Here is a 15,253-nt window from a genome sequence, read left to right as displayed (position 1 = left end):
CGTTACTTTTTGTCCTTTGCTTTGGGTTTTAATATCGTGGTCACGGTTTCATCTGCACTACTGCCACTTTCTGCATTTAATTGTTCAGTTTGTGTGTTGTAGACAATTTTACTTCCTGTAACTTCACTACCTGCTTGACGTAAAACCGCATTACCTGAAATGGTGATAATGTAATTGAATGGCTCATATGTAATTTCGTCGGCTTCAAGGGTTATTTTTGTACCGTCTTCTAATTGTTGTTCAAAATGTGCTGGATTGCCTTTAGCCACATAGGTTTCTGTGTCATGGTCAATTTGGCTGTACACTTGAACCAGATCAGCCTTGATCGTCAAGGATCCTTGTGTAATGACGACATCGTCTAGATAACTCGCGATCTTATTTTTAAGATCACCTGCCTGACGCTTAGATTTAATTACAATCTCTCGCTCAAGATCATCCTTTGCTGCTTGTGCTGTTGTCATAAGGACCAAACTTGTGGTCATTATCACAATACTAGCCAGTAATTTTTTTATAAATTGTTTGTACATGCTCAGTTAGTGTCATCTGTGTTGTATTAAGATCGATAATCAAGCCAGAGCCATACATAGTAAAATTTTTACCTTGAATCAAAATGGTCTGATCTGAACTAATAATGTTTGTATTTAAATCTAACTCTAAGTATTTGCAATGAATCTCTTGAATCAGACTATTTTCTTCTGTTGCCTTTAATATTACGCGATTTTTTAAAACGACACGATTGTTATTGTATAGAGTCGCTTCTTTTGCGCTGACTTTCCATGGTGCCGACTGATCTTTAGGGTATAACGTATAAAACGGCTGCTCAAATTTAGTTAAAGATACCCCTGAAAAATGCTCCATTTTGGTCGCTTGAATTTCATGAGATAACAGCCCTTCGCTATTAAAGAAATTGCTGTTTAAAGCTTCGGCAATAAAATCAGGCGTTAGTTCCTCATTTGATGTACCTTCTTGCTCAACCAAAGAAGCTCGCCATTGCACCGTACCGTAAATAGCGATGCTTACTAGTAAGACAATGAATGCCCAACTATAAAGGCGACTCATATGCTAGCGCCTTTGGCGTCCATTAGTGTTCCTTGTGATTGCATAATTAAATCACACAACTCCCTAACTGCACCAAAACCACCTCTTAAAAACGTCTGATAATTTGCTTTCGCGACAACTAGTGGATGTGCATCAGCTACCGCAACTCCTAAACCAACATGCTCAATACAAGGTAAATCAGGACAATCATCACCAATAAAGGCAACCTGCGTAGGTGTCAATCCAAGTTTGGTGATTAATTGCTGTAATGCAGGTAGCTTGTCTTCTTCCCCTTGTACGATATGCCCAACATTGAGTGCGGTCATTCTATTTTTCACAATAGCTGAGCGTCGTCCGGTAATGACTGCGACCTCAACACCACTTTTGACCAATGCTTTAATACCAAAACCATCTTTGGTGTGGAAAGCTTTTAGCTCTTCTCCATCATTGCCTAGATAAATGCGACCATCAGAAAAAACGCCGTCGACATCGCAAACCAATAACTTGATTTGCGCAGCCGCGTCTAGCACACTCGACTCCGCTTGCCCATACATGGTATTCGCCATTACAACACCCCAGATTTCAGTAGATCATGCATATTCATTGCACCAACAGGTTTATTGTTTTCATCAACAATGATAAGGCCGTTAATTTTTTTCTCTTCCATGATTTGTAATGCTTGTGCAGCCAGCAAATCAGCTTGTGCAACCCTTGGTGAACGCGTCATGACCATATCAATACTGTCTTGATGAATGTCTGTTTTCGCGTCCAATATTCGACGTAAATCACCGTCAGTAAATAAGCCGACTAACACTCCGTCACTGTCAGTGACACCCGTCATGCCCAATCCTTTTTCTGACATTTCAACCAGTGCTTCTTTGATCATCACCTCTTGATTTACCAACGGTAAACGATCGCCTTTATGCATAATATCCGATAATCGAAGCAGTAATCGTTTGCCTAAACTACCACCAGGATGCGATAAAGCAAAGTCATCAGCGGTAAATCCTCTGGCGTTGAGCAGAGCAACAGCGATAGCATCTCCCATCACTAAGGTAGCTGTCGTACTTGACGTTGGTGCTAAGCCTAATGGACACGCTTCTTTTTCTACTTTTACACAAACGTGAGTATCCCCGAGTTTTGCGAGTGTAGACTCGGTATTGCCCGTCATCGATACCAGTCGTGCACCTATACGTTTGATCACAGGAATAATCGTCAAGACTTCACCGGTTTCGCCTGAATTGGAAATGGCAAGGACTACATCTTCTTTGGTGATCATACCTAAATCACCATGGCTTGCCTCACCTGGGTGAACGAAAAACGAAGGCGTACCTGTGCTAGCTAGGGTGGCTGCTATTTTGCCAGCAATATGACCTGACTTACCCATGCCTACAACAATCACACGTCCTTTACAGTTAAACATGTAATTGCAGGCAACTTCAAAACTTTCATCAACAAACTCAAGTAGCGATGCTATTGCTTGTTGCTCGATGTTGATCACCTCAGTGGCTAAACTTTTGAAGCTTTCCATTTTTTTCCTATTGATAATTATAACTGGCTAAACAAAATAACTTGATATGCGATAAAGCAGCTTAATAAAGCAGCCCCCTTTAATCGGGTAATTCTAAAGCCTTTTTTACGGCTAAAACACAAAAAGAATAATAATAATGTAACTGCCAACATATAGGGAGAGTCGCGACTTGCAGCATTAGCATCAATGCCACCTGGTGCGATGAGGCCTGCGAGTGGCAATACAGCCAAAATATTAAAAATATTTGAGCCTATAATGTTACCCAATGCAAGATCATCTTCTTTCTTCACAATACTGGCAATACTGGCTGCAAGTTCAGGAAGGCTTGTACCAATTGCAATAATGGTCAACCCTATCACTAAATCGCTAACGCCAAAGACTTTGGCGATAAACACGGCTGAATCAACTAAAAAATGTGCACTTAACGGCAGTGCAATAATACCTAATGCCAGCCAAAATATTGCCCAGCCTGTACTCACGCCTTCAGGAACATCTTGTTCGGCTTCCAATAGCATAGGATCATCAATAGGCGCGCTCTTCGAACGTTTCAGAGTTATGAGCAATAGGCTAAGAATATAAGTAACAAACCCTGCTATCAATATCAGTCCTTCAGCAAATGTTAACTGACTATCCGAAATCATCCAAAAAGCGACAGCAGTAACGAGTAAAATTAGTGGTAATTCTCTTCTGACCGTACTGGAAGAAACCAATAACGGCTGAAATATGGCGGTAAGCCCCAACACCAGCGCAATATTGGTAATATTTGAGCCAATCGCATTACCCACTGCAGTATCCGGAGAGCCATTAAAGGAAGCTGTTGCAGCCACCATCATTTCGGGTGCTGAAGATCCCATAGCAACAATGGTCAAGCCGATGATCATCGGAGCAACGCCCAAATTTCTCGCTAAAGATGATGCACCATAAACAAATTTATCTGCACTCCAGACGAGCACGACTAACGAGACAACTAAAATAAAAACTTGAATTAACATTAACCACTCCAAATATCTAAGCTAAATTGTCGCTGGTAAAACGGTAAAAACAAAGAAGAAAGTGATTTCTTCCAGAAAAAAGTTGCCCAGACGGTTGTTTTTTAGCCAACTAGCTAACTATCCAAGCAACTATTAATAAAAGTAAGGTTAACAAAAACAAGTTTTCGAAGCTGTAAAACAAATTATTGTAGGTAAAATAACTGTAAATATTTGTGATTTTCAGTGCACTAAGCACCATGCTAAGGTAATATTCGCGCCTATACTTCTTGTTACATAGATGTTAAGTCCAATAATAATGTCAGAAACACTGGTTGATATAAGAAATATCACATTCAAACGAGATGAGCGGGTTATTTATGACAACATCAGCTTATCGATTCCCAAAGGAAAGGTCACTGCGATCATGGGACCTAGTGGCATAGGGAAAACCACATTACTTAGACTCATGGGAGGACAAATTCGCCCTGAGTCTGGACAAATATTATTTGATGGCCATGACATTCCAACCCTGTCAAGAAAAGAGCTTTACTCCGTACGTCAACGCATGAGCATGTTGTTTCAAAGTGGAGCATTATTCACGGAAATGAATGTTTACGACAATATTGCCTTTCCAATCAGGGAACACACCAAGCTTTCGGAAGACATCATTGAGAAAATTGTTTTGATGAAATTGGAAGCGGTCGGATTACGTGGCGCTAAACATTTGAAGCCAAGTGAGTTATCTGGCGGTATGGCGCGCAGAGCCGCCCTAGCAAGAGCAATAGCATTAGATCCCGAATTAATCATGTATGACGAACCATTTGCTGGACAAGATCCTATTTCAATGGGCGTTATTGTTCGATTGATTCGCTCGTTAAATGATGCTCTTGGACTGACTTCTGTTGTCGTATCTCACGACGTCCCAGAAGTAATGAGCATTGCCGATTATATTTACATTATTGCAGAGCAAAAAATTATCGGACATGGTACTCCTGAGCAAATTCGACAACAAACCTCGCCTCTGGTGAAGCAGTTTATCGATGGTGAAGACGATGGCCCAGTTCCATTTCACTTTAAAGCCCCTGATTATCAAACAGAGCTAATGAAAAAGGGAAGCAAGTAATGAGAGCCATACGTTCATTAGGAAGACATTCAATTAATTTTGTCTCTGGTTTAGGACGCGCACTATTGCTACTTGTCTCTGCAATAGGACACGTGCCCAACCCGAGAAAAGGCTTTCCCTTATTAATCAACCAACTCTACAGTGTTGGCGTTATGTCGCTGATCATTATTATTGTATCTGGGACTTTTATCGGCATGGTATTAGCCTTGCAAGGTTATACCATCTTGGTAGATTTTGGCGCTGAAGCAAGCTTAGGACCAATGGTGGCGCTGTCATTGCTAAGAGAGCTTGGTCCAGTGGTTGCTGCACTTTTATTTGCGGGTCGTGCGGGCTCAGCGTTAACCGCTGAGATTGGTTTAATGAAAGCGACCGAACAACTTTCAAGCATGGAAATGATGGCAGTAGACCCGCTAAGACGCGTGGTTGCACCAAGATTTTGGGCGGGCTTTATTAGTCTACCACTGTTAGCCGCTATTTTCTCCATGGTGGGTATTCTTGGCGCGCACCTAGTCGGTGTTGACTGGTTAGGCGTTGACTCGGGAACATTTTGGTCTGTAATGCAGTCCAAAGTGGAGTTTAAAGAAGACATAGTTAACGGTATAATTAAGAGTATTGTTTTTGCTTTTGTTGTAACATGGATTGCCGTTTACAAGGGCTTTAGCTGTGAACCGACGTCAGAAGGAATCAGTGAAGCAACAACGTCTACCGTTGTACAATCCTCATTATTGGTTTTAGGTTTAGATTTTATTTTAACGGCATTAATGTTTACGCAATAAGCGCAAAGCAATAATCGTTTTAAACATTTATTAAAAGAGATTTGGTGAAGGAAATGACATCCAAAAAGGTTGAATTTATCGTCGGTTTATTTGTAGCATTCGGAATTGCTGCAATTCTCATGTTGGCATTAAAAGTCGCAGACTCAGGTTTATCAGGGAATGGTCAGACATATAAGCTGTATGCGAAGTTTGACAATATTGGCAGTTTAAAAGTACGCTCACCAATAAAAGTGGGTGGCGTTGTTGTGGGTCGTGTAAGCGCCATTACACTTGATGAAGAAGATTACACACCAATTGTCTCGATGGAAATATCGACTGAATACAACAATTTCTCTGAAACTACGTCAATCTCAATTTTAACTGCTGGCCTACTGGGCGAGCAATACCTTGGCTTGGAGCCGGGGTTTATCGATGAATCATTCGACACATTACAGCCAGGCGATTATATTGAAGACACAAAGCCTGCATTAGTACTTGAAGAACTGATTGGTCAATTTTTATTTAGTCAAGGAAGCGGTGATTAACTATGAAAATAATGCGATTAGCTATTGGCTTATTAACACTAACACTATCAATATTTACTAGTGCCCAAGATGTCGATAAATCAAATCCTTATCACATGATCAAAGAGGTTGCAGACATAACCTTTAAGCGATTTGCCCAAGAACAAAATGAAATACAAAAAGAGCCCAACTTACTAAAAGACATCGTACGTGAAGAATTAATGCCCTATATTGACTACAAATATGCGGCTTACAAGGTCTTGGGCAGTTACCTAAAGAAAACTACAAAAGAAGAGCGAAATGAATTCGTTCCTGTTTTTCGAGACTATTTAGTCACGTCTTATGCGCAAGTGTTTACACTATACAAAAAGCAGTTGGTAGAATTTGAGCCTGAAAAGGCTATTAATGCAAAATCAAAGATCATTGCAGTGAAAACATCAATATTAGAACCTGGCCGAGATCCTATTGATATTACCTTTAAGGTTCGAAAAAATAAAAAAACCAAGGAATGGAAGGCCTTTGACATGATAGCTGAAGGCATCAGCTTGCTGGACAGTAAACAATCAGAACTCAGCAGTGTGATTAGGCAAAATGGTCTACCACATGTGACCAATATGCTGAGAGAAAAATCTACTCGCGAGATTGTATTTAAGGATAAGAAGTAAACGTGAATCAATCGTTAACCATTACTATAGATAATCAACAAGGGACCATTACAGGTCCTTTGACTCGTGATACCATTGCCCTGCTCGATAAAAACAAGCATAAGTCTATTTTTAAAGGTTCAACTAGCGATGCCTTAACAATCGATTTGGGGAAAATATCCCATGCAGATACTGCAGGACTTGCTTGGCTGTTACTGTTACTTGAAACCGCAAGTAAGCTAAATAGACAATTATCGTTTGCGCACATACCCGATGATTTACTAAAATTAGCTAAATTAAGTGCTGTTGACACTTTTCTAGCCAATTAATCCCTTCAAAATTTAGGAGCCACACTTGGACGTTTCAGATATTGAAAAACTGATCAATGACGCCGTCGCGTTAGATGAATTACATGTTAAATATGACGGCTCACAATGCCAGGTTATTGCTGTTAGCGACATCTTTGACTCAATGAGTCGCGTTAAAAGACAACAAGCCATTTATGCTCCATTAACGGACGTTATAAACGCTGGTACGATTCACGCAGTAACCATCAAAACATTTACGCCTGCCCAATGGCAACGCGACAAAATGTTTAATCTTTAAGTAACATCAAGAAGTAATTATCCTTTGGACGCATTTAAAATTAATGGCGGTAACCGACTAACCGGTGATGTCACTATTTCAGGCGCGAAAAACGCCGCTTTACCCATATTGATGTCAGCCATTTTGTCTGATACGACGATAGTGATTGACAATGTTCCACGCCTCAATGATATCGAAACAACCATCAAGTTACTCCGACAACTGGGCGCTAAAGTCAGCTGGGTAGACGAGAACAGCTTGTCGATCAATGCCAGCTCTATCAATCAACATCGCGCTTCCTATGAATTGGTGAAAACTATGCGCGCTTCTATTTTAGTACTAGGGCCATTACTCGCAAAATTTGGTCACGCAGAAGTTTCGCTACCTGGCGGTTGTGCTATAGGTGCTCGCCCTGTGGATTTACACATCCAAGGCTTAAAGTTAATGGGCGCCGATATCGAAGTAGAAAATGGCTATATCATTGCTAAAAGCAAAGGAAGACTCAGTGGTGCCACTATTTTTATGGACACTGTTAGCGTGACAGGTACTGAAAACTTAATGATGGCAGCAGCACTAGCAAATGGCACAACCATTATTGAAAACGCCGCACGTGAACCGGAAATTGTCGATTTAGCTAATTGCCTAGTTGCCATGGGTGCAAATATCACCGGTGCAGGTACTGATACTTTGACCATTGAGGGCGTTGAGAAGCTATGTGCTGATCACTACAGCGTTATGGCTGATCGTATCGAAACAGGTACATTTTTAGTTGCTGCCGCTGTTACACAAGGACATATAAAATGTCTGAATACAGATCCAAAGTCATTAGATGCCGTGATCAGTAAATTGCAAGAATCAGGTGCTACCATCACTACAGGTCAAGATTGGATAGAGTTAGAGATGAAGCAACGTCCTAAAGCCGTGAACATCAAAACTGCACCACATCCAGCATTTCCAACTGACATGCAAGCGCAATTTGTCACCTTAAATGTTATCGCTGAAGGCGGTGCACATATTACTGAAACCATTTTCGAAAATCGATTTATGCATGTGCCAGAGCTACAACGCATGGGCGCAGATATCGCTCTTGAAGGAAACACCGCTATGACAACGGGTGTAGATCACTTAACCGGTGCTCAAGTAATGGCAACTGATTTACGCGCCTCAGCAAGCTTAGTCATCGCTGGGTTAGTTTCGACCACTGAAACACAGGTGGATCGCATCTATCATATCGATCGTGGCTACCAGCACATTGAAGATAAATTGAGTCAATTGGGCGCTGATATCACCCGAGTAAAAGCTAGTTAAAGTAGCAACAATATAGCACTATAATTAGAAGACCTATAAGTTGCGCTTATAGGTTTTTTTTAACCTGAATCTTACCAACGTCACATTATTCATGCCTGCATGACCTATTACAATTACCACACATACTGATCGATATAATAGACACAACCAGCTAGAATAAAATTCAACGCAATATAATATGTAGGAAAAGCCTTTATATCCATATTGATGGCTTTAAACAGGTGGTTAATGGAAGAGTATATATTATCAATTGATCAAGGCACGACTAGTTCTCGTGCAATATTATTCGATAAGTTAGGACGAATAGTTTCCAGTGCTCAGCAAGAGTTTAAACAAATTTATCCCAAAAATGGTTGGGTTGAGCATCAACCTGACGATATTTTGCAAAGTGTTCTTAGTACTTGCAAAGAGGTTCTGAACAATAACCAACTCAAGCCAAAGCAAATTCTAAGTATAGGCATCTCAAATCAACGAGAAACCACCCTACTGTGGCGAAAAGATACAGGCCAGCCCATTTATAATGCGATTGTATGGCAAGATCGCCGAACGTCGGATTTTTGCAACGAACTGACAGAGCAAGGACACGCGCAATATATCAACGATAAAACAGGCCTACTCATCGACCCTTACTTTTCAGCAACCAAAATTCATTGGATATTGGAAAATGTTGACGGTGCTAGAGCGTTAGCCGAGCAAGGTAATTTGGTTTTTGGAACGGTAGATACGTATCTGTTATGGCATTTTACTCAAGGACAATCCCATTATACTGACGCAACCAACGCATCACGCACGATGTTGTATGATATCAAACAAGGTTGCTGGGACAAGAAGCTACTGGAACTATTTAATATTCCCTCATCAATTTTGCCCGAAGTGCTCGACAGCTCAGCTGACTTTGGGTTTTGTGCTGGTGAGATATTTGGCACTGAAATCCCAATTCAAGGTATAGCTGGTGATCAGCAAGCGGCCTTATTTGGCCAAACTTGTTTTCAATCTGGTATGTCAAAAAGTACCTATGGTACGGGTTGCTTTTTGATGATTAATACGGGCCAGGAAATTTTGACGTCTCGCAACCGTTTACTTTCAACAATTGCTTATCAATTAGACGGTAAAGCCCACTATGCATTAGAGGGCAGCATTTTTGTCGCTGGCGCTGTGGTGCAATGGATGCGAGACGGTATTGGTTTAATCACCTGTGCTAATGACACAGAACGATTAGCCAAAGAAGCCGCTATCAATCATGGGGTTTATTTTGTACCTGCTTTTACCGGCTTAGGCGCACCTTATTGGGACCCTGATGCGCGAGGTGCCATTATCGGATTAACACGCGCAACAGGGGTTAACGAAATAGTCTCGGCAGGCTTACAGTCGGTTTGTTATCAAACACGAGATTTGCAAGAGGCCATGGCTAAAGACGGTATCGAGGTCCAAACAATGCGCGTTGACGGCGGTATGGCGGTTAACCAGTGGTTTGTTCAATTTCTCAGTGATACCTTAGCGATAGAAATTGACAAGCCGACAATTATCGAAACCTCAGCGCTTGGTGCAGCCTATCTCGCAGGTCTAAAAGCAGGTGTGTTTGAATCGTTAGAACATATCCAAAGCCTTTGGCAGTCAGATGTACAGCTACAACCGCTGATGCCAGAAAACCAACGAGAGAAGCTTTATGCTGGCTGGCAAAGTGCGGTACGACGTATTTCGTCCTAACCCCGTTTTCTTCTATTTGATTATGTTTTCGTTAGCTCATGTAAATAGGCGCTTTGATTGTTAAGTGTTTTTTTCATGTCAAACAGCAAATATTGCCGTGATAAAAATGGCTAAGCAGCACTGTACAGTTTAGCTTGGCCTGCAAGCTGATACCTACTTAGGTTAAATAGAACAAGGGGTCAGAGTCACTAATTAGTCCTAAATTTAGTATGCATCAATAAAGTCACTATTATATTTGCGTTTCCAATAAAATGGTTATTTAATGACAGAAAGACTGGATAACTAATTAGATTAGGCGATGCATTTAGCTGTTAATCAGACCTCACGCTGGCAATTGGCGAGTAAAATTGAAGAGGGCCGCATTCACGTACTTCGCATGGTGGCACAGCACGAACCAATTGACGCGATAATGAATGCGCTATGTATAAAAAGTCAGATTTACAACCGAGATATGCTGTGCTCAATTCTTCGTCTTGATAACGAGCATAAGACACTTCACCCTATTGCTTCAGTTGATCTTCCTACATTTTATTGCGAAGCTCTAGAGGGAGTTCATATTGGAGCTGGCGTTGGCTCTTGCGGCACCTCGGCATTTACCAAAGAACGAGTCATAGTCGAAGACATTAATACGCACCCGTATTGGAATCAATTTAAAGAATTAGCACTAAGCGCTAAGTTGCAAGCTTGCTGGTCTGAACCCATAATAGGTGTTGATGGTATCGTCTTGGGTACTTTTGCGATGTATTACCGAGAGCCAAGAATCCCAACCGAAGAAGATTTAAAATTTATCGAGCTCAGTGCAAACCTTGCTGCCGTGGTTTTTGAAAATCATTCAAATAGACAAAGATTGCTTGAAGCTAACAACCAATTAAATCAAACAATTAATGAACAAAACAACGAACTTAAAACAGTCAATGACGCCCTTTCAACTGCAATTAAAGAACAGCGTAAACAGCATAGCTTAGCAATTGAAACGGAAAAAATGTTAACTACTAACTCCCTAGTTTCTGGCTTTTCTCATGAAATAAGCACGCCTGTTGGGATTTCTCTAACTGCCATCAGCGCAGCTGAGGATAAACTGTCATCACTTAGTGATGCATTCTCACAAGGCAAACTGACACGTAAAGGTTTTACCCTGCAAATCGATGAACTCAAAAAGGTCATTGATATAAACAAGCAAAACTTATTAAAAACCAACGATCTATTACAGCGCTTTAAAGATGTAAACACTTCAGCAATCGTCAGTGATGTATTAACCTTTTCTATGGTGAAATTTCTAGGTCAATTAAAAAGTGCATTGAAGAATGTATTGGGCCGGCACGAACTTGCGATACAATGCGAAGTTTTCGATATTACCTGCAATAAAGAGAGTTTATGGCGAGTTTTCTTTAATTTGATTGAAAACTCTATTGTTCATGGATTTAAGCATATTGATAAAGGCACTATTCACATTAATGTGACCTGCGAAAGTGATCACGTGATCATTAATTATCAAGATAACGGTTGTGGGTTATTAGATCAGCAAACAAAGGATATTTTTGAGCCTTTTTATACGTCGGCAAGAAATGAAAATAGTTTGGGACTTGGATTAAGTATTACCCATAACTTTGTTAATCATAACCTTCACGGGCATATTAGATTGATCGACTCCCCCGTAGGTGTGCGTTATGAAATAACTTTACCAGTAAGCAAGAGTGAAGCTTCAAAAGCCTAACATGTAAATTAAAGCTTCACCTTGTTGATAATAAAGTAACAACAACGCCTTAACTGACAACCAGTTTCCTTTGGTCAGTCAACCCCATTGCTAATACAAAAGGATCTTGTTTTTGTTGCGCTATAAAGCTTTGCTTATCGACGATGCCCTGCCATTGATGCTCAATTAAACATTGCGCCACTGCACCGCCTAAAGTTGCACCCGGCCCCAAAATGATCAGCTTATCAGGCGCAAATTCCTTAATCGCCACTTCAATACATCGACTAAAGCGATAAAGGTCAACGACTTGGGTCTGCAGCGTGTAATCATACAGTTTATTGGCGTCTGTACTGTATGGTTGCCACACATTGCCTAATCCATCAATAAGTGGCACTTTAGGCGCACTGAAGAGCTCTGGCGATAACAACTGCTGTGCTTTTTGAGCTACCGAAGCCAATAGTGGCGTATGAAACGCCGCATGGTTGAACAGGTTCATTGGATACCGATCTTCCAGCAAAGGCAGTTTTTCTTCCAATGCTTTCAAGCCTTTGGCGTTGCCACCGATAACCCGATAACCACCAAGCTCAATTGATAAATAAGCCTCTGCATCTTTTAGTAAATTCACTTCAGCCACAGCTTTATCGACTAAGGCTTCTAATGAGGCATCTTTGTGCCAATTTTGATCAATTACCGGATAAATCAACTGGCCACCAATCACACCGTCAGACATCATTGACCCCATAGTATTGATTAGTTCAATCGCACCTTTTGGCGCCAATGCTTGTGCGGCGGCCAAAGCAATATACCAGCCCATTGAATTACCAGTGACCGCGACTATTTCATATTTGTCGCGATCAATAGAAGCCAAATCAGCCATGGCACAAGCATAAATTAGCGCTGATGCATTCTCACCAGCAGTATGCAAACGCATCGCATATTTATCCATACCATCAAGCTCAGTGATTGATATTTGCTCTTGTTCTTGGCGATAGGCATCGATTTGTGCAACTAACTCTTTTTTATCAGCATGTAAGCGTGATAAGTAACCTAGCTCTTCTTTGTTGTATGTGCCGCGTCCAGGACAAATCACTACGACGCGTTGTTTTGCTGATGTCATATTATTGCTCCAAAGTCGCTGACTGAGTTATGGTTACTGCCGCTTCAATAATGTCTTCAACTGACGGCAGTACTTGATATGCCGCGCTGCCTAATGGAATAAAACAGTCCTTGGCAGTAACACGTTTGGTATGACGCTGTTGTAAGTTTTTTTCAACCAATAGCGCCATTATCGCTTCACTGATTGAACCGGTTTCCCTACATTCATCAACGATAAGCACCTGTTGACAGGCTTTAACCTGCTCAATAATGCCTTTCTCATCTAGTGGGGCTAGCCAACGTAAATCAACAATACGCGTTTTAATCCCTTTCTCTGTCAGTGCTTTCTCTGCTTTTCGAGACAAGTAGTAGCCATTACCATAAGTTAAAATACACAGCTCATTGCCCGTACCATGAATGGCAATTTTTTGATTAACTTCGTGGGTCAATAATGATTGATGCTGGTAGGTATGAGTCCATTGTCCATCACCTTCTTCATGTAAATCTTTTGCCATATAAAGGGCAATAGGCTCTAAGAACACCACAACTTTTTGCTGCTCTTGAGCAATTTTAATAGACGAACGCATCATCTCGACTGCGTCTTGGCCATTAGAAGGGCAAGCTAAAACCAAGCCCGGAATATCACGAAAGACTGCGAAGGAATTATCATTATGAAAATGTCCACCAAAGCCTTTTTGATATGCAAGTCCAGCAATACGAATCACCATTGGGTTGGTAAATTGTTTGTTAGAAAAAAACGACAAAGTGGCGGCTTCACCACGAATTTGATCTTCAGCATTATGTACATAGGCTAAAAATTGAATTTCAGGTACTGGTAAAAAACCATTGTGCGCTAAACCAATCGCCCCCCCTAAAATGGACTGTTCATCTAGTAAAGTATTCATCACTCGGTTTTTACCAAAGCGTTCTGCCAGTTTTGTGGTGACGTTATAAACGCCCCCTTTTCTGGCAATATCTTCACCTAGCATCACCATATTATTTTGCTCTGCCAGAGCATCAAGTAACGTCCAATTGATCATTTTGGCTAAGTGCTGAGGTTTTGATAAATTATGCTTCTCATGAGCAAAAAGCTGTTTCCGCTTAGCTTCACTAACTGGCGTTAAATACTGGTTAGGGCGAACATCTGGTACGATACTGTCCATAACGTCTTCAGCACAAGTAAGTTTTGGTTTAGCCGCCGCTTTTTCTGCAATATGCACAATACGCTGTTCAATACTTTCATATAATTCAACGATTTTTTCAGCAGTCAAAATATCATTATCGAGCAATATTTTAGCCGTATGTAACAAAGGATCTTGACGCTCTATCGCTTCAGTTTCTGCTACTGGTCGATAGACAAATTCAGCATCAGAGCCTGCGTGGCCGAGTAGCCTTACTGTGCGCACATGTAGAAATACCGGTTTTTGTTTCTCTCTTGCGATATCCGCCGCTCGTTTAGCCTTTTGGTAGGTATCAAGCACGTTCAAACCATCACAGTAGATATACTCTATTCCTGCTCGGTGTTTAAAGTTAGCCGAAATCCACCCAGTAGGCGTGGACGTTGAAATACCAATACCGTTATCTTCACAAATAAAAACCACTGGCATAGGGATCGACTGATAAGCCACCCAGCCAGCACAATTTATTGCGCCTTGCGTAGTTGAATGATTCGCTGATGCATCGCCAAAATTACAAATAATGACGCCATCGTCTTTTAGCTCACCTTGATGCTTTGAACGCTTCGATAGCCCAATACCAAACGCAGCTCCCATTGCCTTAGGCAAATGAGAAGCGATGGTGCTGGTTTGTGGCGGAATATTAAGTGCTTTGCTACCGAGCACTTTATGTCGTCCACCCGAGATAGGATCTTCTTTTGACGCGGCAAATGACAATAACATGTCATAAAGTGGCGTTTGACCATCCACTTCCTTGCTGCGCTGAATGCAAAAGGCACCACTGCGATAATGTAAAAACGCCATATCGTCGGCACGAAAAGCTTTGCCGTAAGCTGCGTTTCCTTCGTGCCCTGCACTACCGATGGTATAAAAACTCTGACCTTTCTTTTGCATTACGCGAGATTGTAGGTCAAGGTGACGGCTCATTACTTGTGTTTCAAATAAATCGACTACTTCTTCATTACTTAAGCCAACCTCTGCAGGTGACAGAGGATTGTCTTGCTCGGGTAAATCCCCTGAACGAACAAAGTGTATAAAATTATCTTTAACCAACTGATTTCTATCAGCCATATGAGCCCCTTGTTTTACTCAACCTATTAATCC

16 protein-coding genes are annotated in these 15,253 nt (G+C 41.2%); 9 read left to right on the top strand and 7 right to left on the bottom strand.

Features of this window, described 5'->3' with window-relative positions:
- Window positions 1-2 precede the first annotated feature (2 nt).
- From lptA to QUE03_RS03290, 5 genes are read right to left on the bottom strand one after another with little or no spacing between them, the layout of a single operon-like run.
- Complete coding sequence (gene lptA / locus QUE03_RS03310; protein ID WP_286265067.1) at window positions 3-461, bottom strand: lipopolysaccharide transport periplasmic protein LptA; 459 nt, start codon at window positions 459-461, stop codon at window positions 3-5.
- Between the two features lie 31 nt (window positions 462-492).
- The gene (lptC, locus tag QUE03_RS03305; protein ID WP_286265064.1) at window positions 493-1,059 is read right to left on the bottom strand and encodes an LPS export ABC transporter periplasmic protein LptC; all 567 of its coding nucleotides are present in this window, start codon (window positions 1,057-1,059) and stop codon (window positions 493-495) included.
- On the bottom strand, window positions 1,056-1,604 hold the full coding sequence (kdsC, locus tag QUE03_RS03300; RefSeq protein ID WP_286265062.1) for a 3-deoxy-manno-octulosonate-8-phosphatase KdsC: 549 nt from the start codon (window positions 1,602-1,604) through the stop codon (window positions 1,056-1,058). Before kdsC ends, lptC begins: the two co-directional genes overlap by 4 nt.
- The gene (locus QUE03_RS03295) at window positions 1,604-2,569 is read right to left on the bottom strand and encodes a KpsF/GutQ family sugar-phosphate isomerase (protein ID WP_286265060.1); all 966 of its coding nucleotides are present in this window, start codon (window positions 2,567-2,569) and stop codon (window positions 1,604-1,606) included. Before QUE03_RS03295 ends, kdsC begins: the two co-directional genes overlap by 1 nt.
- Before the next feature lie 17 nt (window positions 2,570-2,586).
- Window positions 2,587-3,561, bottom strand: coding sequence for a calcium/sodium antiporter (locus tag QUE03_RS03290; RefSeq protein ID WP_286265058.1), 975 nt, complete (start codon window positions 3,559-3,561; stop codon window positions 2,587-2,589).
- Window positions 3,562-3,856: 295 nt separating this feature from the next.
- On the opposite strand from QUE03_RS03290, the gene mlaF reads away from it, so the two are divergent.
- From mlaF to QUE03_RS03245, 9 genes are all read left to right on the top strand, one after another.
- Window positions 3,857-4,663: a phospholipid ABC transporter ATP-binding protein MlaF gene (mlaF, locus tag QUE03_RS03285; protein ID WP_434019804.1), complete on the top strand. Its 807-nt coding sequence runs from the start codon at window positions 3,857-3,859 to the stop codon at window positions 4,661-4,663.
- Entirely contained in the window at window positions 4,663-5,439 is a 777-nt protein-coding gene (gene mlaE / locus QUE03_RS03280) for a lipid asymmetry maintenance ABC transporter permease subunit MlaE (RefSeq protein WP_286265055.1), read from the top strand. The genes mlaF and mlaE overlap by 1 nt, the downstream gene beginning before the upstream one ends.
- 53 nt (window positions 5,440-5,492) lie before the next feature.
- A complete protein-coding gene (mlaD, locus tag QUE03_RS03275) occupies window positions 5,493-5,963 on the top strand; it encodes an outer membrane lipid asymmetry maintenance protein MlaD (RefSeq protein WP_286265053.1) in 471 nt (156 codons plus the stop codon).
- A gap of 2 nt (window positions 5,964-5,965) precedes the next feature.
- The gene (locus QUE03_RS03270; RefSeq protein WP_286265051.1) at window positions 5,966-6,607 is read left to right on the top strand and encodes an ABC transporter substrate-binding protein; all 642 of its coding nucleotides are present in this window, start codon (window positions 5,966-5,968) and stop codon (window positions 6,605-6,607) included.
- A gap of 2 nt (window positions 6,608-6,609) precedes the next feature.
- The gene (locus QUE03_RS03265; protein WP_286265049.1) at window positions 6,610-6,915 is read left to right on the top strand and encodes an STAS domain-containing protein; all 306 of its coding nucleotides are present in this window, start codon (window positions 6,610-6,612) and stop codon (window positions 6,913-6,915) included.
- A 25-nt stretch (window positions 6,916-6,940) separates the two neighbouring features.
- Window positions 6,941-7,192 carry a BolA family protein gene (locus QUE03_RS03260; protein ID WP_286265047.1) on the top strand — a complete coding sequence of 84 codons (252 nt, stop codon included), beginning with the start codon at window positions 6,941-6,943 and terminating at the stop codon, window positions 7,190-7,192.
- Window positions 7,193-7,216: 24 nt separating this feature from the next.
- Entirely contained in the window at window positions 7,217-8,479 is a 1,263-nt protein-coding gene (murA, locus tag QUE03_RS03255; RefSeq protein ID WP_286265045.1) for a UDP-N-acetylglucosamine 1-carboxyvinyltransferase, read from the top strand.
- Window positions 8,480-8,707: 228 nt separating this feature from the next.
- Window positions 8,708-10,186, top strand: coding sequence for a glycerol kinase GlpK (gene glpK, locus QUE03_RS03250; RefSeq protein WP_286265043.1), 1,479 nt, complete (start codon window positions 8,708-8,710; stop codon window positions 10,184-10,186).
- Between the two features lie 298 nt (window positions 10,187-10,484).
- The gene (locus QUE03_RS03245) at window positions 10,485-11,900 is read left to right on the top strand and encodes a GAF domain-containing sensor histidine kinase (RefSeq protein ID WP_286265040.1); all 1,416 of its coding nucleotides are present in this window, start codon (window positions 10,485-10,487) and stop codon (window positions 11,898-11,900) included.
- A gap of 49 nt (window positions 11,901-11,949) precedes the next feature.
- On the opposite strand, the gene QUE03_RS03240 is transcribed toward QUE03_RS03245, so the two are convergent.
- Window positions 11,950-12,996 carry an ACP S-malonyltransferase gene (locus tag QUE03_RS03240; RefSeq protein WP_286265039.1) on the bottom strand — a complete coding sequence of 349 codons (1,047 nt, stop codon included), beginning with the start codon at window positions 12,994-12,996 and terminating at the stop codon, window positions 11,950-11,952.
- Window position 12,997: 1 nt separating this feature from the next.
- Window positions 12,998-15,220, bottom strand: coding sequence for a dehydrogenase E1 component subunit alpha/beta (locus tag QUE03_RS03235; RefSeq protein ID WP_286265038.1), 2,223 nt, complete (start codon window positions 15,218-15,220; stop codon window positions 12,998-13,000).
- Between the last annotated feature and the right edge of the window lie 33 nt (window positions 15,221-15,253).

This window comes from Thalassotalea atypica, from assembly GCF_030295975.1.
In the GTDB taxonomy this organism is placed as follows: Bacteria; Pseudomonadota; Gammaproteobacteria; order Enterobacterales; family Alteromonadaceae; genus Thalassotalea_F; species Thalassotalea_F atypica.
This window is presented reverse-complemented; position numbering and strand designations above follow the sequence as displayed.